This window comes from Phycicoccus jejuensis, assembly GCF_044797865.1.
In the GTDB taxonomy this organism is placed as follows: Bacteria; Actinomycetota; Actinomycetes; order Actinomycetales; family Dermatophilaceae; genus Phycicoccus; species Phycicoccus jejuensis.
Genome location: NZ_CP085209.1, coordinates 1,204,488 through 1,228,719 on the forward strand (window position 1 = coordinate 1,204,488; position 24,232 = coordinate 1,228,719).

At 73.9% G+C, this 24,232-nt stretch carries 27 protein-coding genes; 15 read left to right on the top strand and 12 right to left on the bottom strand.

Going from position 1 to position 24,232, the window contains the following annotated elements; translation table 11 throughout:
- Positions 1-125 precede the first annotated feature (125 nt).
- From LG324_RS05755 to LG324_RS05765, 3 genes are all read left to right on the top strand, one after another.
- The gene (locus LG324_RS05755; protein ID WP_404352446.1) at positions 126-1,958 is read left to right on the top strand and encodes a flavin-containing monooxygenase; all 1,833 of its coding nucleotides are present in this window, start codon (positions 126-128) and stop codon (positions 1,956-1,958) included.
- On the top strand, positions 1,955-3,010 hold the full coding sequence (locus LG324_RS05760) for a 2,3-butanediol dehydrogenase (RefSeq protein WP_404352447.1): 1,056 nt from the start codon (positions 1,955-1,957) through the stop codon (positions 3,008-3,010). The genes LG324_RS05755 and LG324_RS05760 overlap by 4 nt, the downstream gene beginning before the upstream one ends.
- A gap of 142 nt (positions 3,011-3,152) precedes the next feature.
- A complete protein-coding gene (locus tag LG324_RS05765; RefSeq protein WP_404352449.1) occupies positions 3,153-3,995 on the top strand; it encodes an NAD(P)-dependent oxidoreductase in 843 nt (280 codons plus the stop codon).
- A 143-nt stretch (positions 3,996-4,138) separates the two neighbouring features.
- Here LG324_RS05765 and LG324_RS05770 read toward each other — a convergent pair whose 3' ends face one another.
- On the bottom strand, positions 4,139-5,125 hold the full coding sequence (locus LG324_RS05770) for an aldose epimerase family protein (RefSeq protein WP_404352450.1): 987 nt from the start codon (positions 5,123-5,125) through the stop codon (positions 4,139-4,141).
- A 99-nt stretch (positions 5,126-5,224) separates the two neighbouring features.
- On the opposite strand from LG324_RS05770, the gene LG324_RS05775 reads away from it, so the two are divergent.
- A complete protein-coding gene (locus tag LG324_RS05775) occupies positions 5,225-6,604 on the top strand; it encodes a sensor histidine kinase (protein ID WP_404352451.1) in 1,380 nt (459 codons plus the stop codon).
- Here LG324_RS05775 and LG324_RS05780 read toward each other — a convergent pair.
- Together LG324_RS05780 and LG324_RS05785 are read right to left on the bottom strand one after the other, a co-directional pair.
- Positions 6,573-7,262, bottom strand: a complete 690-nt coding sequence (locus tag LG324_RS05780) for a response regulator transcription factor (RefSeq protein ID WP_404352453.1) — start codon at positions 7,260-7,262, stop codon at positions 6,573-6,575. The two genes, LG324_RS05775 and LG324_RS05780, sit on opposite strands and share 32 nt — an antisense overlap.
- A gap of 219 nt (positions 7,263-7,481) precedes the next feature.
- Entirely contained in the window at positions 7,482-7,754 is a 273-nt protein-coding gene (locus LG324_RS05785; RefSeq protein WP_030528604.1) for a Rho termination factor N-terminal domain-containing protein, read from the bottom strand.
- 145 nt (positions 7,755-7,899) lie between these two features.
- Between LG324_RS05785 and gabT the strand changes: the two genes are divergently transcribed.
- Together gabT and LG324_RS05795 are read left to right on the top strand one after the other, a co-directional pair.
- Positions 7,900-9,234: a 4-aminobutyrate--2-oxoglutarate transaminase gene (gabT, locus tag LG324_RS05790; RefSeq protein ID WP_207024276.1), complete on the top strand. Its 1,335-nt coding sequence runs from the start codon at positions 7,900-7,902 to the stop codon at positions 9,232-9,234.
- 2 nt (positions 9,235-9,236) lie between these two features.
- Positions 9,237-10,040, top strand: a complete 804-nt coding sequence (locus LG324_RS05795; RefSeq protein ID WP_404352454.1) for an SDR family NAD(P)-dependent oxidoreductase — start codon at positions 9,237-9,239, stop codon at positions 10,038-10,040.
- Between the two features lie 99 nt (positions 10,041-10,139).
- On the opposite strand, the gene LG324_RS05800 is transcribed toward LG324_RS05795, so the two are convergent.
- Complete coding sequence (locus LG324_RS05800) at positions 10,140-10,508, bottom strand: VOC family protein (protein ID WP_030528607.1); 369 nt, start codon at positions 10,506-10,508, stop codon at positions 10,140-10,142.
- A 63-nt stretch (positions 10,509-10,571) separates the two neighbouring features.
- On the opposite strand from LG324_RS05800, the gene LG324_RS05805 reads away from it, so the two are divergent.
- Both LG324_RS05805 and LG324_RS05810 read left to right on the top strand, forming a co-directional pair.
- On the top strand, positions 10,572-11,012 hold the full coding sequence (locus tag LG324_RS05805; RefSeq protein ID WP_404352455.1) for a MarR family winged helix-turn-helix transcriptional regulator: 441 nt from the start codon (positions 10,572-10,574) through the stop codon (positions 11,010-11,012).
- Between the two features lie 175 nt (positions 11,013-11,187).
- Positions 11,188-12,534, top strand: a complete 1,347-nt coding sequence (locus LG324_RS05810) for a nitrate/nitrite transporter (RefSeq protein WP_404352456.1) — start codon at positions 11,188-11,190, stop codon at positions 12,532-12,534.
- Between the two features lie 152 nt (positions 12,535-12,686).
- On the opposite strand, the gene LG324_RS05815 is transcribed toward LG324_RS05810, so the two are convergent.
- The 5 genes from LG324_RS05815 to LG324_RS05835 form a co-directional block, all read right to left on the bottom strand.
- On the bottom strand, positions 12,687-13,208 hold the full coding sequence (locus LG324_RS05815) for a hypothetical protein (RefSeq protein ID WP_404352458.1): 522 nt from the start codon (positions 13,206-13,208) through the stop codon (positions 12,687-12,689).
- Positions 13,209-13,271: 63 nt separating this feature from the next.
- A complete protein-coding gene (locus LG324_RS05820) occupies positions 13,272-14,426 on the bottom strand; it encodes an acyl-CoA dehydrogenase family protein (RefSeq protein ID WP_404352459.1) in 1,155 nt (384 codons plus the stop codon).
- A 64-nt stretch (positions 14,427-14,490) separates the two neighbouring features.
- A complete protein-coding gene (locus LG324_RS05825) occupies positions 14,491-15,264 on the bottom strand; it encodes an SGNH/GDSL hydrolase family protein (protein ID WP_084696807.1) in 774 nt (257 codons plus the stop codon).
- Positions 15,265-15,332: 68 nt separating this feature from the next.
- Positions 15,333-16,037, bottom strand: a complete 705-nt coding sequence (locus LG324_RS05830; protein WP_404352460.1) for a uracil-DNA glycosylase — start codon at positions 16,035-16,037, stop codon at positions 15,333-15,335.
- Between the two features lie 59 nt (positions 16,038-16,096).
- Complete coding sequence (locus LG324_RS05835; RefSeq protein ID WP_404352461.1) at positions 16,097-16,498, bottom strand: ArsR/SmtB family transcription factor; 402 nt, start codon at positions 16,496-16,498, stop codon at positions 16,097-16,099.
- Positions 16,499-16,550: 52 nt separating this feature from the next.
- Here LG324_RS05835 and LG324_RS05840 point away from each other — a divergent pair, with 52 nt between their 5' ends.
- From LG324_RS05840 to LG324_RS05865, 6 genes are all read left to right on the top strand, one after another.
- Positions 16,551-17,027, top strand: coding sequence for an ArsI/CadI family heavy metal resistance metalloenzyme (locus LG324_RS05840; protein ID WP_404352462.1), 477 nt, complete (start codon positions 16,551-16,553; stop codon positions 17,025-17,027).
- Positions 17,024-18,097 carry an ACR3 family arsenite efflux transporter gene (gene arsB, locus LG324_RS05845; RefSeq protein ID WP_404352463.1) on the top strand — a complete coding sequence of 358 codons (1,074 nt, stop codon included), beginning with the start codon at positions 17,024-17,026 and terminating at the stop codon, positions 18,095-18,097. Before LG324_RS05840 ends, arsB begins: the two co-directional genes overlap by 4 nt.
- Positions 18,090-18,512 carry an arsenate reductase ArsC gene (locus LG324_RS05850; protein ID WP_404352464.1) on the top strand — a complete coding sequence of 141 codons (423 nt, stop codon included), beginning with the start codon at positions 18,090-18,092 and terminating at the stop codon, positions 18,510-18,512. Before arsB ends, LG324_RS05850 begins: the two co-directional genes overlap by 8 nt.
- A gap of 159 nt (positions 18,513-18,671) precedes the next feature.
- Positions 18,672-19,334, top strand: coding sequence for an HAD family hydrolase (locus LG324_RS05855; protein WP_404352465.1), 663 nt, complete (start codon positions 18,672-18,674; stop codon positions 19,332-19,334).
- Positions 19,335-19,344: 10 nt separating this feature from the next.
- The gene (locus LG324_RS05860; protein WP_404352467.1) at positions 19,345-20,712 is read left to right on the top strand and encodes a pyridoxal phosphate-dependent decarboxylase family protein; all 1,368 of its coding nucleotides are present in this window, start codon (positions 19,345-19,347) and stop codon (positions 20,710-20,712) included.
- A gap of 181 nt (positions 20,713-20,893) precedes the next feature.
- On the top strand, positions 20,894-21,187 hold the full coding sequence (locus LG324_RS05865) for a DUF3263 domain-containing protein (protein ID WP_207024256.1): 294 nt from the start codon (positions 20,894-20,896) through the stop codon (positions 21,185-21,187).
- A gap of 197 nt (positions 21,188-21,384) precedes the next feature.
- Here the strand turns inward: LG324_RS05865 and LG324_RS05870 are convergent, their stop codons facing one another.
- The 3 genes from LG324_RS05870 to LG324_RS05880 are packed head-to-tail and all read right to left on the bottom strand — an operon-like array spanning position 21,385 to position 23,531.
- Positions 21,385-21,975, bottom strand: coding sequence for a DUF3349 domain-containing protein (locus tag LG324_RS05870; RefSeq protein ID WP_084696796.1), 591 nt, complete (start codon positions 21,973-21,975; stop codon positions 21,385-21,387).
- Between the two features lie 8 nt (positions 21,976-21,983).
- Positions 21,984-22,280: a hypothetical protein gene (locus tag LG324_RS05875; protein ID WP_030528622.1), complete on the bottom strand. Its 297-nt coding sequence runs from the start codon at positions 22,278-22,280 to the stop codon at positions 21,984-21,986.
- A gap of 18 nt (positions 22,281-22,298) precedes the next feature.
- Positions 22,299-23,531: an anion permease gene (locus LG324_RS05880; RefSeq protein WP_404352469.1), complete on the bottom strand. Its 1,233-nt coding sequence runs from the start codon at positions 23,529-23,531 to the stop codon at positions 22,299-22,301.
- Positions 23,532-23,675: 144 nt separating this feature from the next.
- Between LG324_RS05880 and LG324_RS05885 the strand changes: the two genes are divergently transcribed.
- A complete protein-coding gene (locus LG324_RS05885; protein WP_030528624.1) occupies positions 23,676-24,143 on the top strand; it encodes a hypothetical protein in 468 nt (155 codons plus the stop codon).
- The last annotated feature ends 89 nt before the right edge of the window (positions 24,144-24,232 follow it).

A 24,232-nucleotide genomic window follows, 5' to 3' on the forward strand; every position in this document is an offset into this window, starting at 1 on the left:
GCGCCCCGTCGAACCGGGTGGGGATGCAACGCGCTGCAACGCTTCCCGCGGCGGCCGTCCGCTTGCTGTCCTGTGCCCCATCAGCGCGCGTCGACGAGGACGTGCGGCGGACGACAGGAGCCCCCATGACCGACACCCTGGAGCGCACCACGACCGAGGAGGGGAGCGCGCCGGCCCGGGCCGACGCGTGGCTCTCCGGCTTCGAGCAGGCCCTCACCGCGGGCGACCTCGACCGCGCCGCCGGGATGTTCGCGACGCGCAGCTTCTGGCGCGACCTCGTGTCGTTCACGTGGAACCTCACGACGGTCGAGGACCGCGACGGCGTGCGCGACCTGCTCGCCCACAACGCCGAGCGCACCGCGGCCTCGGGCTTCGCGACGAGCGAGCCCGCGACCGAGGACGGCGGCGTCGTCACCGCGTGGTTCACCTTCGAGACCTCGACCGGGCGGGGGAGCGGCCTCGTGCGCCTCGTCGAGGAGGACGGCGAGGACCGCGCCTGGACCTTCCTCACGACGCTCGACGAGCTCAAAGGCTTCGAGGAGCCGCGCGGCACCCGACGGGTCCGCGGCGCCGAGCACGGGGCCGACCGCTCGCGCACGACGTGGAAGGAGCAGCGCCAGCAGGAGGCCGAGTCGCTCGGCTCGACGACGCAGCCCTACGTGCTCGTCGTCGGCGGCGGCCAGGGCGGCATCGCCCTCGGGGCGCGGCTGCGCCAGCTCGGCGTCCCGAGCCTCGTCCTCGACAAGCACCCGCGGCCGGGCGACCAGTGGCGCGGGCGCTACAAGTCGCTCTGCCTCCACGACCCGGTCTGGTACGACCACCTGCCGTACGTCAAGTTCCCCGACAACTGGCCGGTCTTCGCCCCGAAGGACAAGATCGGCGACTGGCTCGAGGCGTACGTCAAGGTCATGGAGGTGCCGTACTGGTCGAGCACCGAGGCCAAGAGCGCGACGTGGAACGGCGAGACCGGCGAGTGGGTCGTCGAGGTCGAGAAGGAGGGGCAGCCGCTGACGCTGCGCCCGACGCACCTCGTCTTCGCGACGGGCATGAGCGGCAAGGCGCGGATGCCCGAGGTCGAGGGGATGGACGTCTTCCGCGGCGACGTGCACCACTCCTCGCGGCACCCCGGCCCGGACGCCTACCGCGGCAAGAAGGCGGTCGTCATCGGCAGCAACAACAGCGCCTTCGACATCTGTGGGGCCCTGTGGGAGAACGACGCCGACGTCACGATGGTGCAGCGCAGCTCGACGCACATCGTCAAGTCCGACAGCCTCATGGAGTACGGCCTCGGTGACCTCTACTCCGAGCGGGCGCTCGCGGCGGGGGTGACGACCGAGAAGGCCGACATGATCTTCGCGTCGCTGCCCTACCGGATCCTCCACGAGTTCCAGATCCCCGCCTACGAGAAGATGGCCGAGGTCGACAAGGACTTCTACGACCGCCTCGAGAAGGCCGGCTTCTGGCTCGACTGGGGTGACGACGGCTCCGGCCTCTTCATGAAGTACCTGCGACGCGGGTCCGGCTACTACATCGACGTCGGCGCCGCGGAGCTCGTGGCCGACGGCGAGGTCAAGCTCGCCCACGGGCAGGTCGTACGCCTCACCGAGGACGCGGTCGTGCTCGACGACGGCACCGAGCTGCCCGCCGACCTCGTCGTGTTCGCCACCGGCTACAACTCGATGAACGGCTGGGTCGCCGACCTCATCGACCAGGAGACGGCCGACCGGCTCGGCAAGTGCTGGGGCCTCGGCTCGGACACGACGAAGGACCCCGGGCCCTGGGAGGGCGAGCAGCGCAACATGTGGAAGCCGACGCAGGTGCCGAACCTGTGGATGCACGGCGGCAACCTCCACCAGTCGCGCCACTACTCGCAGTTCCTGGCGCTGCAGCTCAAGGCGCGCTTCGAGGGCCTCGACACCCCCGTGTACCGGCTGCAGGAGGTGAACCACACGTCATGAGGGCCGCCCGCTTCCACGCCCGCGGCGACATCCGCGTCGACGACGTCCCCGAGCCGGCGACCCGGCCGGGCACGGTCAAGGTCGAGGTCGAGTGGTGCGGCATCTGCGGCACCGACCTGCACGAGTACCTCGACGGCCCGATCTTCGCGCCGACGGTCGAGGCGCCGCACCCGCTGACCGGTGAGTCCGCCCCGATCACCCTCGGCCACGAGTTCGCCGGCGTCGTCGCCGAGCTCGGCGAGGGCGTGACCGACCTCGCGGTCGGCGACCGGGTCGTCGTCGAGCCGTACATCATCTGCGGGCGGTGCGACGCGTGCCGGCAGGGTCGCTACAACGTCTGCGCGACACTGGGTTTCGTCGGCCTCTCGGGCTACGGCGGTGGCTTCAGCCAGTTCGTCGTCGCCGAGCGCCGCTGGGTCCATCCGCTCGGGGAGCTCGGGACGGACGTGGGCGCGCTCATCGAGCCGCTCGCCGTCGCCTACCACGCGGTGCGGCTCTCGGGCGCGCAGCCGCAGCACTCCGCGCTCGTGTTCGGCGCCGGGCCGATCGGCCTCGTGACGACGGCCTGCCTCAAGGCGGTCGGCGTCGAGGAGGTGCTCGTCGTGGAGCCGGCGCGGGCCCGCAAGGAGAAGGCGCTCGTCGCCGGGGCCGACCACGTCGTCGACCCGCGGGACGCCGACGTCGTCGAGGCGGTCATGGAGATCACGGACGGCCGCGGCGCCGACGTGTCCTTCGAGTGCGCCGGCCTCGACCAGGTGCTCGCGACGGCCATCCGCTCGACCCGCGCCGGCGGCCGCTGCGTCAACGTCGCGATCTGGGGCCACGAGGCGTCGGTGGCGATGAACGACCTCGTCTTCCGCGAGGTCGACGTCCTCGGCAGCCTCGCCTACTGCGACGACCACCCGGCGACCATCGCCATGGTCCGCGCCGGCAAGGTCGACCCGTACCAGTTCATCACCGGGCGGATCGACCTCGGCGACATCGTCGAGCAGGGCTTCCGGCAGCTCGTCGACAACAAGGAGGAGAACGTCAAGATCCTCGTCCACCCCTGATCGGGAGGGCGCGCCGGACCGCGCCCCCCGACGCCCCCTCCCGCGGCCGGTCCCTCCCCGGCCGCGGGAGGGGTGCGCGGTGGCAGGGTGGGAGGCGGCGCCACCGACCGGTCGGCGCCGCCACGGACGATGGAGGAACGACGTGCGGGTCGCGGTGCTGGGGACGGGGATCATGGGCAGCGGGATGGTCCGCAGCCTGCTGCGCGAGGGGCACGAGGTCGTGGCCTGGAACCGCACGGCGGAGCGCGCCGAGCCGCTCGCCGCCGGCGGCGCGACGGTGGCCGGCTCGGTGGCCGAGGCCGCGGACGACGCCGACGTCGTCGTGACGATGCTCTTCGACGCGGACGCGACCGTCGAGGTCGGCCGGGAGGTCGTCGCGCACCTGCGCGAGGACGCCGTCTGGCTGCAGTGCGGCACCGTCGGCGTCGAGGGGGCCGCGCGGGTGGCCGAGGTCGGTGACGGGCGGGTGCTCGACGCTCCGGTCCTCGGGACGCGCAAGCCGGCCGAGGAGGGCGCGCTGGTCGTGCTGCTCTCGGGCCCGGAGGCGTTGCGGCAGAGGGTGGCTCCGGTGCTCGAGGCCATCGGGTTGCGGTCGGTCGTGGCCGGTGACGAGGTCGGGGCGGCGAGCGCGCTCAAGCTCGCGTGCAACGCGTGGGTGGCACTGCTGACGGCGGGAACGGCGCAGTCGCTGGCCCTCGCCGGCGCGCTCGGGGTCGACCCCGCGCTGTTCCTCGAGGCCATCGACGGCGGCCCGGTCTTCGCTCCCTACGCGAAGGTCAAGGGCGGGGCGATGCTCGCGGAGGACTGGACGCCCTCGTTCGAGGTCGACGGGGTCGTCAAGGACCTCGGCCTCATGGTCTCGGCGGGCGCGGCGGCCGGCTTCCCGACCGAGCTGCTCCACGTCCTGCACGAGCTCTTCGCGCAGGCGTCGGGAGCCGGGCACGGCGCCGACGACATGGCCGCGGTCCGTACCGTCTTCCCCTGACCCTCCTCGGGTCGAGTGCGGAAGTGGTCGCCGGGGCGGCCGCTTCCGCACTCGCCCCGGACAGGCGCGCGGGTCGAGTGCGCCGGCGGTAGCGCAGGCAGCCGCTTCCGCCCCCGACCCCGACGGGGGCGCTGGTCGCCTCGTCAGGAGCGGCCGACGCGCCAGGTGGTGCGGGCCTCGAACACCTCGCCGGGGCGCAGGGTCGCGTCGGGGAAGGCCGGATGGTGCGGCGCGTCCGGGAAGCCCTGCGTCTCGAGCGCCACACCGGCGGACCGGCGCAGCGGACGGCCGTCGAGGCCGGTCAGCGACCCGTCGAAGTGCGCCCCGGTGTAGACCTGCACCGCCGGGCGGTCGGTGTGCACCTCGACCCACCGGCCGCTCGCCCCGACGAGCCGGGCGGCCCGCCGCATCCCGGCCCCGTCGACGACGAGGTTGTGGTCGAGGCCGCCGCCGCGCACGAGCTGCTCGTCGTCGAGGGCCAGGACGTCACCGATGCGTCGCGCCTGCCGCAGGTCGAACGGGGTGCCGTCGACCGGCAGCACCTCGCCGGTCGGCAGCAGGTCCGGGCCGACCGGGGTGAAGGACGACGCGTCGACCTCGAGGCGGTGGTCGAGGACGTCCGGGGCGTCGTCGAGCGCGAAGTAGGCGTGGTTGGTCATCCCCAGGTAGGTGGCGGCCGTCGTCGTCGCGTGGTGGTGCAGCCGCACCTCGTCGCCGGCGACCTCGTACGTGACCCGCGCGGTCACCTCGCCGGGCAGCCCCTGGTCGCCGTCCGGGCTGACCAGCCCGAGCACGACCCGGTCCGGCGCCTCCTCGAGGACCTCCCAGGTGCGCCGGTCCCAGCCCTCGGGCCCGCCGTGCAGCGCGTTGGCGCCGTCGTTCGGCGGGACGCGGTGCTCGGTGCCGTCGACGACGACGCGGCCGCCGCCGAGCCGGTTGGTGAAGCGGCCGACGGTCGCGCCGAGGTAGCCGCCGTCCGCGACGTAGGTGCCGGGGTCGTGGTGGCCGAGGACGAGGTCGACCGGGCCGCCGTCGTCGAGGGTCAGCCGGCGCACGGCGGCCCCGGCGGTGAGGACCTCGAGGGCCAGCCGGTCGCTGCGCAGGACGAGGGTGCGGGAGGGAGCGCTCACGGCGCCATCCTGCCCGGTGCGGCGCTTCCTGAGAGGCGGGTGGGTCGGGCCGCCGCTCCGGCCGGGCGGGGCGTCGGCGCGCCCGCCTAGACTCGCCGCATGCGCGTCCGGCTCGGCCTGAGGAGCCGCATCCTCGCCCTGACGATGCCGGTCGTCCTGCTCATCAGCGCCGCGCTCGCCGGCATCGTCTACCTCTCGCTCGGGCAGGTGCTCGAGGCCTCCGCCCGGGACGTCGCGCGCGCCGAGGTGGTCGAGCTGCGCGCCGACCTCGCGGTGCACGGCGTGAGCGACCTCATCGGCACGCACGCCGTCCTCGACGGCAACCGCGTCGTCCAGGTCGTCGACCCGCGCACCCGCGAGGTCGTCGCCGCGACGGGCGGCGCCCCCACGACGCCGCTGCTCCGGGTCGAGCCAGAGGGCGACTCCGTGCGCGTCGAGAAGGTCAGCGACGTCACCGGGCTGCCCGAGGGCGCGTGGGTCGTGGCCACCGCCGACGCCGCCTCGCCCGAGAACGAGCACTACACGCTGCTCGTCGGGGTGCCGACCCGTGTCGAGACGACCGCGCTCGGGCAGTCGACCGAGTTCGCGTTCATCGGCGCCGTCGGGCTCATCGCCCTCCTCGGCGCCGTGACCACCTTCGCGGTCGGCCAGGCCCTGCGCCCCGTCGAGCGGATGCGCGACCAGGTCGAGGCCGTCGCCGCCTCGGGCGCGCCACCGGCCCCCGGCCCGGCCCTCGAGGTGCCCGCAGGGCGCGACGAGCTCGCCCGCCTCGCCGAGACGATGAACCACCTCCTCGAGCGGATGCACACCGCCGACGCCTCGCGCCGGGCGTTCGTCGCCGACGCCGGCCACGAGCTGCGCAGCCCGCTCGCGACGATCCGGGTGCTCCTCGACCGGCTCGCCGAGGAGCGGCCGAGCACCGACCGGCAGGCGACCGCGGCCCGCGCGTCCGCCGAGGTCGACCGCCTGGCCGTCCTCGTCGAGGACCTGCTGACCCTCGCCTCCGCCGACGAGCACGCGATGGTCCTGCACCGGGCCGAGATCGACCTCGACGACGTCGTCCTCGCCGAGACCGGGGCGCTGCGGGCGCGAGGGATGCCCGTCTCGGTCGCCGTCGAGCCGGTGCGCCTCGAGGGCGACCCCGCGCGGCTCGGGCGGGTCGTGCGCAACCTCCTCGAGAACGCCGAGCGGCACCGCAACGAGGTCGTCCGCGTCCGGCTCGGCCACGACGGGGAGGCCGCCGTGCTGACCGTCGACAACGACGGCCCGCCCATCGAGCCGGCCGACCGCGACCGCGTCTTCAACCGCTTCGTGCGCCTCGACGACTCGCGCACCCGTGGCACGGGCGGCACCGGCCTCGGTCTGGCCATCGTCGCCGAGATCGTGGCGGCGCACGACGGCACGGTCGAGGCCACCGAGAGCCCCGAGGGATGGTGCCGCTTCGCGGTCAAACTCCCGGTGCAGGCTCCGTCGGGTTGAGCCGGTAGCCGAGGCCGCGCACGGTCTCGATGACCTTGGTGTCGAAGGGCGCGTCGATCTTCCGGCGCAGGTAGCCGATGTAGACCTCGACGACGTTGTCGGCGCCCGGGTAGTCGGAGTCCCAGACGTTCTCGAGGATCTCGGCCTTGCTCTGGACGAGCCCGACCTTGCGCATCAGGTGGTGCAGGAGCGCGTACTCGCGGGCGGTCAGCTGGATCTCCTGCCCCTCGCGGGTCACCCGCCGGGTCGTGGGGTCGAGGCTGAGCGGACCCGCCTGGAGGGCGACCGGCCGCTCGGGCGCGCCGCGCCGGGCCAGGGCCTGCAGCCGGGCGAGGAGGACGGGGGTGCTGAAGGGCTTGGTGACGTAGTCGTCGGCGCCGAGCTCGAAGGCGTCGGTCTGGTCGAACTCGCCGTCCTTGGCGGTGAGCATGAGCACGGGCGTCCACACCTTCTGGTGGCGCAGGTGCTTGAGGACGTCGTACCCGTTCATCCCCGGCAGCATGATGTCGAGGACGAGGGCGTCGTACTGGCTGGAGAGGCCGAGCCGCAGCCCCTCCATGCCGTCCTCGGCATGGTCGACGACCCAGCCGGCCTCGCGCAGGGCGTCGCCCAGCGCCGCGGCCAGGGGTTTCTCGTCCTCGACGAGGAGCAGCCTCATCGCGTCTCCCTCCGTGCGGTCGTCGTGCTGCGGGACCCTACCCCCCGCGCGTCGTCGGACGCTCCGGACGTCAGGTACAGTACTCGGGTCCGGTCGGCCGAGAGGCGCTCCGGACCTCGGACCGGCGTCCGGGAGCTGCGAACCCCCTGCACGCAGCTCCCGGGCGTCTTCCGTTGTGGGGGAATCTTATTCGTCGGTCGTGGAGCGACGGGCCGACGCTCAGTGGTCGCGCAGCGCCTCGATCAGCTCGTCCTTGGACATCGACGAGCGGCCCTCGACCTCGAGCTCCCGAGCGCGCTCCTGGAGCTCCTTCTTCGTCCACTCCTCGTAGGCCGGGGACGAGCCCCCCTTGTGGCCCACGGCGGAGCGCGAGGTGTTGGCGGCGGCGTTGGCGATGCGCGCCGACTTCTCCTTGCTGTTGCCCTCGTCCCGCAGCTTCTCGTAGAGCTCGGGGTCCTTGACCGAGGGTCCGGGGTCCTTGCGTGCGGGCACGGCCGCCTCCTTCGTCGCTGGTTCGTCGTTCCTACCCTCTCCCGGCCCCGGTCACGCTCCCGGCGTGGAACCGACCCTCGCACGCCCCGTGGGACGACGGATTCCGCGGGTTTCGGCAGCGATTTCGCGCGGTTAGGATGCCGCCATGATCGAGCAGCAGCGGATCCTCGCGACCGCCATCCCCGGCCCGCGCTCCCAGGAGCTCCAGGCGCGCAAGACGGCCGCGGTCGCCTCCGGCGTCGGCACCGGCCTGCCGGTCTACGTGACGGACGGCGCGGGCGGCATCATCCGCGACGTCGACGGCAACCAGCTCATCGACCTCGGCTCCGGCATCGCGGTGACGACCGTCGGCAACGGCAACCAGCGGGTCGTCGACGCCGTGACCGAGCAGATCGCCCGGTTCACGCACACCTGCTTCATGGTGACGCCGTACCAGCCCTACCTCGAGGTCTGCGAGAAGCTCAACGCGCTGACCCCCGGCGACCACGAGAAGCGCTCGGCCCTGTTCAACTCCGGCGCCGAGGCCGTCGAGAACGCCGTGAAGATCGCCCGGCACGCCACCGGCCGGCAGGCGGTCGTCGTGTTCGAGCACGGCTACCACGGTCGCACCAACCTGACGATGGGCATGACCGCGAAGAACATGCCCTACAAGCACCGCTTCGGCCCGTTCGCACCCGAGGTCTACCGCGTGCCGATGGCCTACCCGTACCGCTGGGCCGGCGGCCCGGAGCGCTGCGCCGAGGAGGCGCTGCGCACGGTGACCGACATGATCCACGCGCAGGTCGGCGAGGAGAACACCGCCGCCGTCGTCATCGAGCCGATCCAGGGCGAGGGCGGCTTCATCGTCCCGCCGGAGGGCTTCCTGCCCGGCCTGGCCGAGTACTGCCGCGAGCACGGCATCGTCTTCGTCGCCGACGAGGTGCAGTCCGGGTTCTGCCGCACCGGCGACTGGTTCGCCAGCGACCACGAGGGCGTCGTCCCGGACCTCATCACGACCGCGAAGGGCATCGCCGGCGGCATGCCGCTCGCGGCGGTCACCGGCCGCGCCGACCTCATGGACGCCGTCCACGGCGGCGGCCTCGGCGGCACCTACGGGGGCAACCCGGTCGCCTGCGCGGCGGCGCTCGCGAGCATCGAGTCGATGGAGGTCGACGACCTCGCCGGCCGGGCGCGCAGCATCGGCAAGATCCTCGGCGACCGGCTCGGCTCGCTCGCCGAGAAGCACCCCGAGATCGGCGACGTCCGTGGCCGTGGCGCGATGATGGCGATGGAGCTCGTCACCGACCCCGCGACGAAGGAGCCCGCGGCCGCCCTCGCCGCCGCCGTCAACAAGGGCTGCCACGAGCGCGGCGTCGTCACGCTGACCTGCGGCACCTACGGCAACGTGTTCCGCTTCCTGCCGCCGCTCTCGATCGGCGACGACCTGCTCCACGAGGCGATGGACGTCCTCGAGGAGTCGATGGGCGCGGCGCTGGCCTGAGCGTGGCCACCTCCCTCCCCGCCGCGTTCGACCTCTCCGGGCGCACGGCGCTCGTCACCGGTGCCGGCTCGCCGACCGGCATCGGGATGGCCTGCGCGCGCCTGCTGGCCGAGTGCGGCGCCCGGGTCGTCGTCGGGGCCACCACCGACCGAGCGCACGAGCGGGCCGCCGAGCTGCGGGCCGAGGGCCACGACGCGGCCTGGGTCGTGGCCGACCTCACGACGCCGGACGGGGCGTCGACAGCCGTGGCGGGCGCGCTGGAGCTCGGCGGCGGGCTCGACGTCCTCGTCAACAACGCGGGGATGGTCTCGGTCGCGTCCGGCGGCGACTACCTCGGCGGCGACCTCGAGGGGACGCCGCCCGACCGGTGGTCGGCCTCGATCGCGCGCAACCTCGACACCGCGTACCTCGTGACGCGGGCCGCCCTGCCGCACCTGCGCCGCAGCGGGGCGGGGCGCGTCGTCATGGTGTCGTCGACCGCCGGGCCGGTCATGGCGCTGCGCTCGGACGTCGCCTACGCCGCGGCCAAGGCCGGGGTGGTCGGCCTGGCGCGGGCCGTGGCCGTCGACGAGGCGGTGCACGACGTGACGGCCAACGCGGTCGCGCCGGGGTGGATCGCCACGGGGTCGCAGACCCCGTCGGAGGAGCGCGAGGGCCATCTCGTGCCCGCGGGTCGCTCGGGGACGGCGCAGGAGGTCGCGGCGGCGGTCGCCTTCCTCGCGAGCCCGGGCGCCGCCTACGTCACCGGCCAGCTGCTCGTCGTCGACGGTGGCAACGGGGTGGCGGAGGAGCGCCTGCCCCGTTGAGCGACGTGGTGCCGGGCGCCGCCGCGGTTCCTGCCGGATGCGCACGCGGCTGCCGTCGCATCCGGCAGCACCCCCGGCGTCGTCGGTGGGCGACGGTCGTCAGGCGCGGTCGTGGAGCGTCACGTGGTAGCCGTCCGGGTCGGCGAAGGTGAAGGTGCGCCCGAACGGCCCGTCGACGGGCGCGGCCACGACGGGGTGACCGTCGGCGACGAGCGCGTCGTGGATGTCCTGGACGTCGGTGGCGTGCAGCCACACCGCGGTGCCCACGCCCGGGCGCTGGCCTGCCCCGAGGTCGGTGCCCGGCACGACGTCGCGCAGCGCGAAGGCGATCGGCCGGGTCTCGAAGACGACCGCGTGCGGCGGACCGGCGGGGGAGCGGACGAGGCCGAGGTAGGTCTCGTAGAACGCCTGCGAGGCGTCGAGGTCGCGGACCTGGAGCGAGACGAAGTCGGGGCCGGTCACGGGCATGGGTTCCTCCTGCGGTTGAGTGTCAGTTTTCTGACACGTCGCACTGTATGTCAGACTCCTGACATGAGTCCAGAGCGCGACGGCGTCGACCTCGACACCTCGGTCGGGTACCTGCTCAAGGTGGCCTCGAGCGCCCTGCGCGCCGCGATGGAGCAGGCGCTGCGGCCGCTCGGGATGACGGTCACCCACTACTCGACGCTCGAGCTGCTCGCCCAGCGCCCGGGCCTGTCCGGCTCCGAGCTCGCCCGCGGGACGTTCGTCACCCGGCAGTCGATGCACGTCCTGCTGCAGTCGCTCGAGGAGCTGGGGCACGTCAGGCGGCGGCAGGAGGCCGAGGTCGGCAGGACGCTGCCGGCGACCCTCACGCCGCTGGGGCGCCGGCGCCTCGCCCTGGCGAGCGCGGCCGTCCGGGAGGTCGAGCAGACGATGCTCGGAGGCCTCACCGAGGGCGACCGGGCCGAGGCGTTGCGCCTCCTGCGCTCGATGGCCGACGCCCTGCGCTGACCCCGCACGTGCGGGCTTTTCGTGGTCCGGTGGGGGTTCGGACAGCGACAACCCCGCACGTGCGGGCTTTTCGTGGTCCGGTGGGGGTTCGGACAGCGACAACCCCGCACGTGCGGGCTCTCCGCGGGCCGGGAGAGCGGTCGGGAGGGGGCGCCGACGCTCGTAGAATCGGTGGGTGACCCGCCCCGTCCTGCGCCAGGTGCACACGATCGGCAAGCGGCGGGCGTGGGCGATCTGGGTCGTCGGCCTGTCGGTGTACGTGCTCGCCGTCTTCCACCGCACCTCGCTCGGCGTCGCCGGCCTGCTCGCGGCCGAGCGCTTCCACATCTCCGCCGCCCAGCTGTCGACGTTCACCGTCGTCCAGCTCGCGGTCTACGCGGCGATGCAGATCCCGGTCGGCGTGCTCCTGGACCGCTTCGGCTCCAAGAAGCTCATGCTCACCGGCCTGCTGCTCATGTCCGGCGGCCAGCTGTGGTTCGCGGTCGCCGGCACCTTCGAGGTCGGCGTCGCCGCGCGCGTCATGCTCGGCGCGGGCGACGCGATGGTCTTCACGTCCCTGCTGCGCCTCGTCGCCGTGTGGTTCCGGGTCAAGCAGGCGCCCTTCGTCACCCAGCTGACCGGCATGATCGGCCAGCTCGGGGCCGTGGCCGCCGCCACGCCGCTGGCCGCAGCCTTGGCCACCTTCGGGTGGACGAGGTCGTTCGCGACCGCCGGCGGCGTCGGCCTGGTCCTGTCCGTCGGGCTCCTCGCCGTCGTCAAGGACTCGCCCTACCGCGGCGAGGCCGTCGAGAAGATCAAGGTCCGCGCCCTCGCGAAGACCCTCGCCGAGGTCTGGGGCAACCCCGGGACGCGCCTCGGCCTCTGGGTGCACTTCTCGTCGCAGTTCGGCGCGACGGTCTTCACGATGCTCTGGGGCTTCCCCTTCCTCGTCGCCGAGGGGATGACCCAGCCGGCCGCCTCCCTCGTCCTCGTCGCGATGACGGTCACCGCGATGGCCGCCGGGCCGGTCGTCGCCGCCTTCACCGCCCGGATGCCCTACCGCCGCTCGCAGCTCGTGCTCGGCATCGTCGGCGTCATCGCCACGACCTGGGCCGTCGTCCTGCTCTGGCCCGGGCCCGCGCCCACGTGGCTGCTCTACGTCCTGGCGGTCGTCACCGCCTTCGGCGGCCCGGGTTCGATGGTGGGCTTCGACCTCGCCCGGACCTTCCACCCGTCCTCGCGGCTCGGCCGCGCGACCGGTGTCGTCAACATCGGTGGGTTCACCGCGTCGCTGCTGGCCATCGCGCTCATCGGCGTCGTCCTCGACCACCTCGCGCCGGGCGGCCCGGAGGACTACACGCTCGACGACTTCCGCATCGCGATGTCCGTGCAGTTCCTCTTCTGGGGCCTCGGCGCCGTGCAGCTCGTCCGCTACCGGCGGCGCAGCCTGCGGCACATCGAGGAGGTCAACCCCGTCGCGCTCGACCGGCTGCGCGAGGGCGAGACCCTGCTGCCCGGCATCTCGCGCGACCTCGACGGCTGAGCCCGCCGGCCGACGCCCGCTGCTCGTTCGACGGTCGCGCGCCCGTCGCGTGTCGGACCCGCCACGGACACCGGCGCCTGCCTACCGTTGACCACGGACCGGGCCACGTATGAGATGGCCCGGTCCGCCCGCGTCCGGGGGAGGTGGCGGCGTCAGCCCGCCGTGCGGGGGCTGTAGCTGCCGCTCGGGGTGGCGCAGTAGGTGAACGGGCCGCCCAGGCGGGCGTGGTACTGCATGGTGCGCTGGTCGACGCGCAGGAGCAGCAGCTCGCCCTCGACCGTCATCTGCGTGTAGGCCATGCCCTTCTGCGGGCAGCCGAGCGAGCCGTCGGCCCACGTGACCGGCAGGTACCCGCCGATCCGCACGTCACCCGCGACGATGCCCGCGCGGCCGGCGGCGTCCTGCATGGCGGCCTTCACCTCGGGACGGTCGGCGAGACCGGCGGGGACCTCACCGTCGGCGGGCGGCGGGACGGTCGGCCCGCTCGACGGGTCGGGGCCGCTGGGGCTCGTCGTCGGGTCGGGGGAGGGCGTGGTCGCGGGGGGAGGGGTGGTGGCGCCGGTGCTGCTGCCCGTCGCGGAGGGGCTGGTGTCCCCTCCGGGGGCGGTGGCGCTGCCGCAGGCGGCGAGCAGGGTGGCGGTCAGGGCCGCGGTGACGACGAGGGGGAGGCGCACGAGGGTTCCTTCCGGTGGAGGTCCGGGGGTGGGACGCGCCGGGGGCCCGACGGGTTCCGCCACTCAGCGCAGGACGTGCCGCCCGATGACGAGCCGCTGGATCTGGTTGGTGCCCTCGAAGATCTGGGTCACCTTCGCCTCGCGCATGAACCGCTCGGCCGGGAAGTCCTGGGTGTAGCCGGCGCCGCCGAGGACCTGGACGGCGTCGGTGGTCACCTTCATCGCGGCGTCGGTGGCGACGAGCTTGGCGACCGCGGCCTCCTTGCTGAAGGCGCGCCCGGCGTCCTTGAGGCGGGCCGCGTGCAGGTAGGTCGCGCGGGCGCTCGTCACCGCGGCCTCCATGTCGGCGAGGAGGAACGACAGGCCCTGGAACTCGCCGATGGCGCGTCCGAACTGCTTGCGCTCCTTGGCGTACGACGCCGCGAGGTCCAGCGCGCCCTGTGCGAGACCGGTGCTCGCGGCGGCGATGCCCAGCCGGCCTGCGTCGAGGGCGGACAGCGCGATGGCCATCCCCTGGCCCTCGTCACCGATGCGGCGGTCGGCCGCGACGCGGACGTCGTCGAACATCACCTCGCGCACGGTGTCGCAGTGCAGGCCCATCTTCTTCTCCGGCGTGCCGAACGACAGGCCCTCGGCGTCGGCCGGGACGACGAAGCACGACAGGCCGCGGCCGCCGTCGTCGGAGGTGCGGGCGAAGGTCGTGTAGTAGTCGGCGTGGCCGGCGTGGCTGATCCAGGCCTTGCGGCCGCGGATCACGTAGGAGTCGCCCTCGCGCGTGGCCCGGGTCGTCATCGACGCGATGTCGGAGCCGGCGAGCGGCTCGGAGAGGCAGTAGGCGCCGAGCTGCGCGCCCGAGAGCATCCCCGGCAGCAGGGCTGCCTGCTGCTCCGCCGTGCCGAAGGCGGTGACCGGGTAGGCGGTCAGCGAGTGGACCGAGACGCCGACGGCGACGCTCATCCACGCGCTCGCGACCTCCTCGACGACCTGGAGGTAGACCTCGTAGGGCTGCCCGTAGCCGCCGTGCTCCTCGGGGTGGGGGAGCGAGAGCAGCCCCGCCTCGCCGAGCGTGCGGAAGACCTCGGTCGGGAACTGCTCGCCGGTGGCGGCGGCGCGCTCGGCCTCGTCGACCTGCGGTCGCAGGGTCTTGTCGCAGATCTCGCGGGTCAGGTCGATGAGGTCCTGACCCTCCTCGGTCGGCATCAGCCTCGTCGCAGCCATGCCCCGAGGGTAACGAGGTGGTTGGACGTCCAACAAAATCCGGGACGGACCGACCGCCCCGCCGTCAGAGGACGGGCGGCCGGTGCGGGGTCGGGGCCTCGTCCGGGTCGCGGAAGCGCACCAGCTCCGGGCGCTTGGCGGTGCGGGCGTCGCCGGACGACGTGCCGCGCACGCGGCGCTCGACCCACGGGGCGGCGTGCGTGCGGACCCACTCGGCGTGCTGGCGCAGCTCGTCGGAGCGCGAGGTCCGGTCGGCGGGCGGCAGGGGAGTGGTCCAGTCGGCGGTGTCGGTCTCGTGGCCGAGCGCCGTGAGGGCGGCGAGCGCGACGCGGCGGTGGCCCTCGGTCGTCAGGTGGATGCGGTCCTCGGACCACATCCGCCAGTCGCGCAGCGCCCGCATCCCCCAGAGGTTGAGGACGTGGCAGCCGTGGTCCTGCGCGATCGTGAAGATGTTCGCGGCGTGGACGGCGTGCCGGCCGCGCAGCGCGCGGAAGAGGCCGGCGTCGCGGGTGTCGGTGGGCGTGGCGAGCAGGACGTCGGCGCCGGCGGCCCGCAGGCGCACCACCGCGTCCTCGAGGCGGGAGGCGAGGGAGTCGAGGTCGACGCTGGGGCGCAGCAGGTCGTTGCCCCCGCCGACCATCGAGACGAGGTCGGGGGACATCTGCAGGGCGGCGTCGAGCTGCGGGCCGACGACGTCCGAGAGCGTGCGCCCGCGCACCGCGAGGTTGGCGTACCCGAAGGGCAGGTGCTCGGCCTCGGCGACGCCGTCGAGGGCGTGGGCGAGCCGGTCGGCCCAGCCGACGAAGGCGTCCGGGCGGTCGGGGTCGGGGTCGGACATCCCTTCCGTGAAGGAGTCGCCGATGGCGACGTAGCGGGTCCAGACCCGGCGCTCGGCGGGGTGGGTGGTCACGTGAGCCTCCAGTCGACCGGCGCGGCGCCGGCCTCGGTGAGCAGGGCGTTGGCGCGCGAGAACGGGCGCGAGCCGAAGAACCCGCCGTGCGCCGACAGCGGGCTCGGGTGGGCGGACTCCAGGCAGGGGATGCCCGCGCCGGTCAGGTGCGGCGCGAGCGAGCGGGCGTCGCGGCCCCAGAGGATCGCGACGAGGGGTCCGCCGCGCTCGGTCAGCGCGTCGATGGCCCGGCCGGTCACCTCCTCCCAGCCGCGGCCGCGGTGGCTGGCCGGCTTGCCGGGGGTCACGGTGAGCACGCGGTTGAGCAGGAGGACGCCCTGGTCGGCCCACGGCGTGAGGTCGCCGGTCTCCGGTCGGGGCAGGCCGAGGTCGGTCTCCATCTCCTTGTAGATGTTGACCAGGCTCTTCGGCACCGGGCGCACGTCGGGCTCGACGGAGAAGGACAGGCCCATCGCGTGCCCAGGCGTCGGGTAGGGGTCCTGGCCGACGACGAGCACGCGCACGGCGTCGAGCGGCTGCTGGAAGGCGCGCAGGACGTGGGGGCCGCCCGGCAGGTAGCCGCGGCCGGCGGCGACCTCGCCGCGGAGGAACTCGCCGAGCCGGGCGACGGTGTCCTCGACCGGGGCCAGGGCCCGTGCCCACGAGGGGTGGACCAGCTCGTGCAGCGGCCGGGCGGGGCTCGGGGAGGGCGCGGAGGACATCGGCCCCACGCTAGTACGCGCCGGCTGGTGGCCCGCCGGGAGCACCCGCCCGGGTCCGGTCAGGCGAGGATGCCGCGGACCTCGGCGAGGCGCTCCGGCACGAGGCGGTACCAGGCCCACGAGCCGCGGCGCTCGCGCTCGAGCAGGCCGGCGTCCGTCAGCACCTTGAGGTGGTGCGACACCGTCGGCTGGGCGAGGCCCACGAGGTCGGTGAGGTCGCAGACGCACGCCTCGCCGGCCTCGGTCGCCCGGATGGCGCTGACCAGCCGCAGACGTACCGGGTCGGCGACCGCCTTGAGGAGGCTCGCGCTGCGCTCGGCGTCCGCACGGGACATCCCGCCGGCGACGCCGATGCCGCAGCAGGCGCCGGTGGTGCTCGTGAGGGGCAGCTCGCGGACCGGCACGGGGACCTCCTGGATCGACAGGCCCCCATATTGACACACGTCGATGCCGTGGTCCACGCTGTACCCATCGACGTCCGTCGATGCCAGACCCCTCCCGGAAGGTGCCCCCATGACCGCCGGCCCCACCACGCCGCCCACCGGCCGCGTGCAGCTCGCCCTCAACGTCAGCGACCTCGAGGCGTCGGTCGCCTTCTACTCGGCGATGTTCGGGGTGCCTCCGCACAAGCGCCGCCCGGGGTACGCCAACTTCGCCGTCGAGCAGCCGCCGCTCAAGCTCGTCCTCATCGAGACGAGCGAGGCCACGCGCGGCACCGGCACCGCCGGCGCGCTCAACCACCTCGGGGTCGAGGTCGGCTCGACCGACGAGGTCGCCGCGGCGCGCGAGCGGTTCTCGGCCGCGGGGCTCGCGGCCGTCGACGAGGACGACACGACGTGCTGCTACGCCCTCCAGGACAAGGTGTGGGTCCACGACCCGGCCGGCGCCCCGTGGGAGGTCTACACCGTCAAGGACGAGAACCCGGCCGACGGCCGGCCCGCGACGGCCAGCCTCGAGGTGCTCGGCGCCGAGGGGACCTGCTGCCCGTGACGGTCCCCACCGACGCCCCGGCGCCCGCCCCCGCGGGCGCCGCCCGGCTGTCGACCCTCGACCGGCTGCTCCCCGTCTGGGTCGGCCTCGCGATGGTCGCCGGCCTCCTGCTCGGGCGCCTCGTCCCCGGCCTCGGCGAGGGCCTCTCGGCCGTCGAGGTCGACGGCGTCTCGCTGCCGATCGCCCTCGGCCTGCTCGTCATGATGTACCCGGTGCTGGCCAAGGTCCGCTACGACCGGCTCGACACCGTGACCGGTGACCGGCGGATGCTCGTCGCGAGCCTCGTCCTCAACTGGGTGCTCGGCCCGGCGCTGATGTTCACGCTCGCGTGGCTGCTGCTGCCCGACCTGCCCGAGTACCGCACCGGGCTGATCGTCGTCGGGCTCGCGCGCTGCATCGCGATGGTCGTCATCTGGAACGACCTCGCCTGCGGCGACCGGGAGGCCGCGGCCGTGCTCGTCGCGCTCAACTCGGTCTTCCAGGTGGTCGCGTTCGCCGGCCTCGGCTGGTTCTACCTGTCGGTGCTGCCGGGGTGGCTCGGCCTGCAGCAGACCGCCCTCGACGTGTCGGCCTGGGACATCGCCCGGTCGGTGCTGGTCTTCCTCGGCATCCCGCTCGTACTCGGCTACCTCTCCCGTCGGCTCGGCGAGCAGCGCTGGGGGAGAGACGCCTACGAGCGCTCGTTCTTGCCGCGCATCGGCCCGTGGGCGCTGTACGGACTGCTCTTCACGATCGTCGTGCTGTTCGCGCTGCAGGGTGAGCAGGTCACGAGCCGGCCGCTCGACGTCGTGCGCATCGCGCTGCCCCTCCTGGCCTACTTCGTCCTCATGTGGGGCGGCGGGTTCGTGCTCGGCCGTGGCCTCGGCCTCGGCTACGCGCGGACGACGACCCTCGCGTTCACCGCGGCCGGCAACAACTTCGAGCTCGCCATCGCCGTCGCCATCGCGACCTTCGGCGCGACCTCCGGGCAGGCGCTCGCGGGCGTCGTCGGCCCCCTCATCGAGGTGCCCGTGCTCGTCGGGCTCGTCTACGTCTCGCTCGCCCTCCGGAAGGGGTTCTCCCGTGGCTGACCGCCCGTCCGTCCTGTTCGTCTGCGTCCACAACGCCGGTCGCTCCCAGATGGCCGCCGCCTGGCTGCACCACCTCTCGGGCGGGGCCGTCGAGGTCCGCTCGGCCGGCAGCGCTCCCGGCGACGCCATCAACCCGGTCGCCGTCGAGGCGATGCGCGAGGTCGGCATCGACATCGCCGCCGAGCGCCCGAAGATCCTGACCCCGGAGGCGGTGCAGGCGTCCGACGTCGTCGTGACGATGGGCTGCGGCGACACCTGCCCGTTCTTCCCGGGCACCCGCTACGAGGACTGGGTGCTCGACGACCCGGCCGGCCAGGGCATCGGGATGGTGCGCGGCGTGCGCGACGAGATCCGGACGCGGGTGCTCGCGCTCCTCGACGAGCTCGGGGTCCCGGCCGTCGCTCCGTCCCACTGACTGCGAGTTCCGCCGCTCGACACGCCCCGGAACGGCGCGTCGAGCGGCGGAACTCGCAAGAAGTCGGGAAGGGGCTGCGAGAGGGTGGGTCTCGACGGGGGTGGCGGCCGGGGGTGGACCGCCGTCCGGCCCGCGACGCCGCCCCGTCAGACTGGACCGGTGACCGCGACCCCGCCCTGGCCGACCGTCCTCTTCGACCTCGACGGCACCCTCGCCGACACGATCCCGCTCATCGTCGCCTCCTACCAGCACGCCTTCCGGTCGGTGCTCGGCGAGGAGGTCGAGGAGACGCGGGCGCGCGCGTGGATCGGCCGGCCGCTGCTCGAGGCGCTGCTCGAGGAGAGCCCCGAGCACGGCCAAGCGCTCGACGCGACCTACCGCGAGTGGAACCTCGCGAACACCGGCCGGCTCATCCGCCGCTACGAGGGCGTCCCCGAGCTGCTCGAGGCCCTGCACGCGGCCGGCGTGACGACCGCCGTCGTCACCTCGAAGCGCCAGGAGACCGCCCGGCTCGCGCTCGAGGGCGTCGGCATCGACCACCTCGTCGAGGTCGTCGCCGGCCTCGAGGACACCGACCGGCACAAGCCCGCCCCGGACCCCCTCCTGCGTGGCGCGACCGTGCTCGGCGTCGACCCGGCCCGCTGCGTCTACGTCGGCGACGCGACGGTCGACGTGCAGGCCGCGCAGGCCGCCGGGATGGACGCAGTCGCCGTCACGTGGGGCGCCGGCGACCGTGCGGCGCTCGCGGCCCAGGGCCCCACGGCGCTCGTCGACGAGGTCGCCGACCTGCAGGCGCTCCTGCTCGGCCGCGCGGCCTCCTAGACTCCCGCCCGTGCACCCCACCACCCCCTACTCCCCGAACGCCCACGAGGAGCTCGCGGCCCTCCTCGACGCCGTCACCGCGTACGCGGAGGAACGCATCCGGATGGAGCCGCCGCTGGACCGCGTGCGGACCCAGGAGGACCTCGACGCCGCGCTCGGCCGCACGGTCACCGCGGGCGGCCTCGGCGGCTCCGAGGCGATGCGGATCTTCGCCGACGAGCTCGCGCCGGCCTGCCTGTCGGTCGACCACCCCCGCTATCTCTCCTTCATCCCGTGCGCGCCGAGCGACGCCTCGGTCGTCTTCGACCTCGTCGTCGGCGCGTCGTCGATCTACGCCGGGTCGTGGCTCGAGGGGTCCGGCGCGGTGTGGGCCGAGAACCAGGCCCTGCGCTGGATCGCCGACCTCGTGGGGATGCCCGAGGGCGCCGGCGGCGTGTTCGTCCCCGGCGGCACGATCGGCAACCTGTCGGCGCTCGTCGCGGCGCGCGCGACGGCCCGCCACCGCGCGGCGGCCGGCCAGCGCCCGTGGCGGGTGGCGGCCACCGCCGGGGCGCACAGCTCCATCGCGTCGGCCTGCGAGGTGATGGACGCCGAGCTCGTCGGGGTGCCCGCCGACGAGGCCGGACGGCTGACCGGCCCGGCGCTGCGACGCGCCCTCGAGGAGCACGGCCCGGAGACGTTCTTCGCGGTCGTCGCGACCGCCGGCACGACGAACTTCGGCATCGTCGACGACCTCGCGTCGGTCGCCGAGGTCTGCCGCGAGCACGACATCTGGTTCCACGTCGACGGTGCCTACGGCGGCGCCGGGCTCGCCGCCCCGTCGGTGCGCGACCTCTACGCGGGCATCGAGCACTGCGACTCCTTCATCGTCGACCCGCACAAGTGGCTCTTCGCGCCCTTCGACTGCTGCGCGCTGCTCTACCGCGAGCCGGCCCTCGCCCGCGCGGCGCACACCCAGAAGGCCGGCTACCTCGACGTCCTCACCGAGGCGCCCGACTGGAACCCGACCGACTACTCGGTGGGACTGACCCGCCGGGCGCGCGGCCTGCCGTTCTGGTTCTCCCTCGTCGTCAACGGCACGGACGCGTACACGGCCGCCGTCGAGCGGACCCTCGACGTCGCACGCTACGCCGAGGCCGAGATCGTGCGGCGGCCGGAGCTCGAGCTCGTCCGCGAGCGCGACCTCTCGGTCGTCGTCTTCCGGCGCCTCGGGTGGTCGCCGGCCGACTACCAGGCGTGGTCGGACCGGATGCTCGCCGACGAGTTCGCGTTCGTCGTCCCGACGACGCACGAGGGCGAGACGCTGGCGCGCTTCGCCGTGGTCAACCCGGCGACGACCGAGGACGACATCCGGGACATCCTCGACACGATGGCCTGACCGGTCGGTCGGTCGACCGGGTCCGCTGGGGGCCGTGGGTCACGTGTGACTCGTGAGTCGGGCCGCACGGGAGGTGTCCAGCCGACACGCCGCGGGACGCGCCGAGCAGAATGACACGGGTGTCATTCCGCGGCTACAGTGAGGGCCGAAGCCACACGCGACGAAGGGTCGAGAACACACCGTGAGTGCCGCCTCCGAACAGGTCACCCCTGCCGTCAGCGCCTCGGACCTCTCCGAGCGCGACCGGGAGGTGCTCGCCTTCGAGCGGCAGTGGTGGAAGTACGCCGGCTCCAAGGAGACGGCCATCAAGGAGCTCTTCGACATGAGCTCGACGCGGTACTACCAGGTGCTCAACGGGCTCATCGACAACCCGGTGGCCCTCGCGCACGACCCGATGCTCGTCAAGCGGCTGCGGCGCCTGCGCGCCAGCCGCCAGCGCGCCCGCTCGGCCCGCCGCCTCGGCATGGAGCCCTGAGCCGGGAGACCCCCAGAACCAGAGATGCCCGTCCGTGAGGGAAGCCGGACGGGCATCTCTGCTGTCCGGCCCCTCCCGCGCAGCGCCGTCCCACCCGGCAGTCCGCGCCGTCCCACCCGTCGAGTGAACAGGACACGCCGCGTGCGCGGGGGCGCAGGCGGCGTGTCCTGTTCACTCGACGGGGTGAGGGCCCGGCGTCAGGGGAGGTCGGGGTCGGGGAACTCGACCGGCCAGCCCTTCTTGGCCAGCTGGTCGCGCACCCGGCGCAGGTCCTTCTCGCTGGGGTCGGCGTGCGTGTACTCGGTGATGGCGGCGGCGATGTCCGACGGCCCGGCGGGGCTGACGTCGGCCCGGCGCAGCGCCTTGGCGATCTTCTTGACCTCGGAACGGGTCAGGCGGCGCTCGAGGAGCGCGAGCAGCGGCACGTAGTCGTGCTCGGGCACGCCGCCCGGGTAGCCCTCGCGCAGCCAGTTGACGATGCGGGCGAGCGGGCTGCCCTCGCGCGGCGGGGCCTCGTCCTCCTCCTCGTCCATGCCACCGAGCGGCCAGCCGCCGAGGACGAGCTTGGCGCTGACCTGGCGGACCTGCTCGTCCTCGGGGACGAGGGCCCGGACGGCCTTGCGTGAGAGCAGCTTCTCGCCGGCCAGCTTGCGCAGGACGTCGTGCGCGGCGTGCGTGCCCAGCTGCTCCTGGAGGACCGCGCCGAGGGCGGCCGCCTCGGCGTCGGGGACGCCGTCGGGGAAACCGGCCCGGATGTGGGCGATCACCGAGTGCGACAGCTGCGGCATGGCGGGACTCACTTCTTGTCGACGATGGTCGGGAACACGTGCTCGAAGCTCACGGCCTTCCCGAAGCCGCTCGCGACGATGAGCACGAGGCCGAGCACGATCCCGGCGACGATGACCCCGACGAGCAGCCCGGCGACGGCCCGTCCGAGCGGCGAGTACCGCACGCTACCGTCCGGGGCCTCGTCGGCGCCGACGACGAGCGCGCGCATGGCGAGGGCGTAGATCACGGGCAGGCCGGCCCCGAAGAGCAGGCCGACGATCAGGACGTTGCCGGCGCCCTCGAGGGCGAGCTGGATGCTGCGCATGGTGGTCGGTCCTCTCCGTCAGCGGGTCGGGGTCTTGGTGGGGGCCGGGGTGGTGGCCGCGGGCTCGCCGCCCGTCGCACCCCACTCCTCGGTGACGTTGTGGGCCCCGACGTGCTCGCGCTTGGAGCGCAGGTACATGAACAGGGACGCGGCGCAGAGGATCGCGAAGACGAGCAGCGCACCGGGCGCGCCGCCGAGCGTGTGCCCGACCCACCACATGAGCGCGCCCATCCCGGCGGCGATGGGGAAGGTCAGCGCCCAGGCGACGACCATCCGACCGGCGGTGGACCAGCGCACGTGGGTGCCGCGGCCGAGCCCGCCACCGAGGACCGAGCCGGTGGCGACGTGGGTGGTCGAGAGGGCGAACCCGAGGTGGCTCGAGGCGAGGAGGACGGCGGCGGTGGCGCCGTCGCTCGAGAGGCCCTGGCGCGGCGTGATGTCGACCAGGCCCTTGCCGAGCGTGCGGATGATCCGCCAGCCGCCGATGTACGTGCCGAGGGCGATGGCCGTCGCGGCGCTCACCTTGACCCAGATCGGGACGGCGTCGGTGCGGTCCCAGTGGCCGCTCGCGATGAGGGCGAGGGTCATGACGCCCATCGTCTTCTGGGCGTCGTTCGTGCCGTGCGCGAGCGAGACGAGCGAGGCGCTGCCGATCTGGCCCCAGCGGAAGTACCGCTCGTTGAGCCGGTCCATCACCGAGGCGGTGATCCGGTGCACGAGCCAGCACCCGATGAACGCGACGACGAGCGCGACGGCGGGGGAGAGCAGGGAGGGCAGGAGGATCTTGCCGACGACGCCGTCGAGCTTGGTCCCGTCGCCGCTCCACTTGACGCCCGCGAGGCCGAGCCCCGCGGCGCCGGCGCCGGTCAGCCCGCCGAGGAGGGCGTGCGAGGAGCTCGAGGGCAGGCCGAGCAGCCAGGTGAAGAGGTTCCAGACGATGCCGCCGACGAGGCCGGCGAGCACGATGAGCAGCAGCGCCTCACCGCCGTCGGTCAGGAGCTCGGGCCGTGGGGCCCCGCTCTTGTCCTGGATCTTGATGACGGCGTTCGACACGGTGAGGGCCACCTCGACGGAGAGGAAGGCGCCGACGAGGTTGAGCACCGCGCTGAGGCCGACCGCCACCTTGGGCGCGAGGGCCCCGGTGGAGATCGACGCCGCCATCGCGTTGGCCGTGTCGTGGAAGCCGTTCGTGAAGTCGAAGGCCAGGGCCGTCACGATGACGAGCACGAGGATGAGGGTCGCTGCGTCCACGAGGCACCAGTGTGAGGCGGCAACCCCGGCTTCACCAAGACGGGGCCCGTCGTTCACCCGTTGTTCACCCGGCGCGGCGGGACTGCTGCGGCTCCCGGGGCGCGTGGGGCGGCGCCGGGGCATCCGCTTTGTCAGGATGGGGTGATGAGCGACCTGGACTGGAGCACCCCGGACGGACTCGCCGCGATCCGCGCGCACCTCGTCGAGCGCATCGACGGATGGCGGGAGCCGGCCGCGCACGCCGTGGGGCTGTCACCGGCCTCCTCGACGCCGGACTGGCTCTTCCCGCACGTCACGGCGACGCCCGGCGGCCGGCCGGCCCTCGCGACGGTCGTCCTCGCGACGGTGCTCGGCCACGACGGCTCGACCGCCACCCTGCCCCTGTCGCGCTCGGACCTCGCGGCGGCCGTCGAGTCGCTGGCTCCGGCCGAGGCGTGCACGGACCTGCCGCACCCCAACCTCGCCGCGTGGCGCGAGGTCCTCGCCGAGCTGGACGGCAACCCGGCCCGCGAGGCGGTCGCCGTCTTCGTCGCCGACCTCGAGGACCCGGTGGCCTCGGAGGCCGACGCCTCGCTCCGCGTCCACCTCGACGGGGCCGACCCCGCGCTCTGATGCTCGCGCCCGGCCCGGGCCGCCGGTGAGCGTTTGCACTCTCCCCCCGAGAGTGCCAATAATGACCATTAGCACTCTCATCATGAGAG

Bases quoted from the DNA above. Each gene is read 5' to 3' on its own strand.
- LG324_RS05755 (WP_404352446.1), top strand. From the start codon at position 126: ATGACCGACACCCTGGAGCGCACCACGACCGAGGAGGGGAGCGCGCCG.
- LG324_RS05760 (WP_404352447.1), top strand. From the start codon at position 1,955: ATGAGGGCCGCCCGCTTCCACGCCCGCGGCGACATCCGCGTCGACGAC.
- LG324_RS05775 (WP_404352451.1), top strand. From the start codon at position 5,225: ATGCGCGTCCGGCTCGGCCTGAGGAGCCGCATCCTCGCCCTGACGATG.
- LG324_RS05780 (WP_404352453.1), bottom strand. From the start codon at position 7,262: ATGAGGCTGCTCCTCGTCGAGGACGAGAAACCCCTGGCCGCGGCGCTG.
- gabT (WP_207024276.1), top strand. From the start codon at position 7,900: ATGATCGAGCAGCAGCGGATCCTCGCGACCGCCATCCCCGGCCCGCGC.
- LG324_RS05800 (WP_030528607.1), bottom strand. From the start codon at position 10,508: ATGCCCGTGACCGGCCCCGACTTCGTCTCGCTCCAGGTCCGCGACCTC.
- LG324_RS05805 (WP_404352455.1), top strand. From the start codon at position 10,572: ATGAGTCCAGAGCGCGACGGCGTCGACCTCGACACCTCGGTCGGGTAC.
- LG324_RS05820 (WP_404352459.1), bottom strand. From the start codon at position 14,426: ATGGCTGCGACGAGGCTGATGCCGACCGAGGAGGGTCAGGACCTCATC.
- LG324_RS05825 (WP_084696807.1), bottom strand. From the start codon at position 15,264: ATGTCCGACCCCGACCCCGACCGCCCGGACGCCTTCGTCGGCTGGGCC.
- LG324_RS05830 (WP_404352460.1), bottom strand. From the start codon at position 16,037: ATGTCCTCCGCGCCCTCCCCGAGCCCCGCCCGGCCGCTGCACGAGCTG.
- LG324_RS05840 (WP_404352462.1), top strand. From the start codon at position 16,551: ATGACCGCCGGCCCCACCACGCCGCCCACCGGCCGCGTGCAGCTCGCC.
- LG324_RS05870 (WP_084696796.1), bottom strand. From the start codon at position 21,975: ATGCCGCAGCTGTCGCACTCGGTGATCGCCCACATCCGGGCCGGTTTC.
- LG324_RS05875 (WP_030528622.1), bottom strand. From the start codon at position 22,280: ATGCGCAGCATCCAGCTCGCCCTCGAGGGCGCCGGCAACGTCCTGATC.
- LG324_RS05885 (WP_030528624.1), top strand. From the start codon at position 23,676: ATGAGCGACCTGGACTGGAGCACCCCGGACGGACTCGCCGCGATCCGC.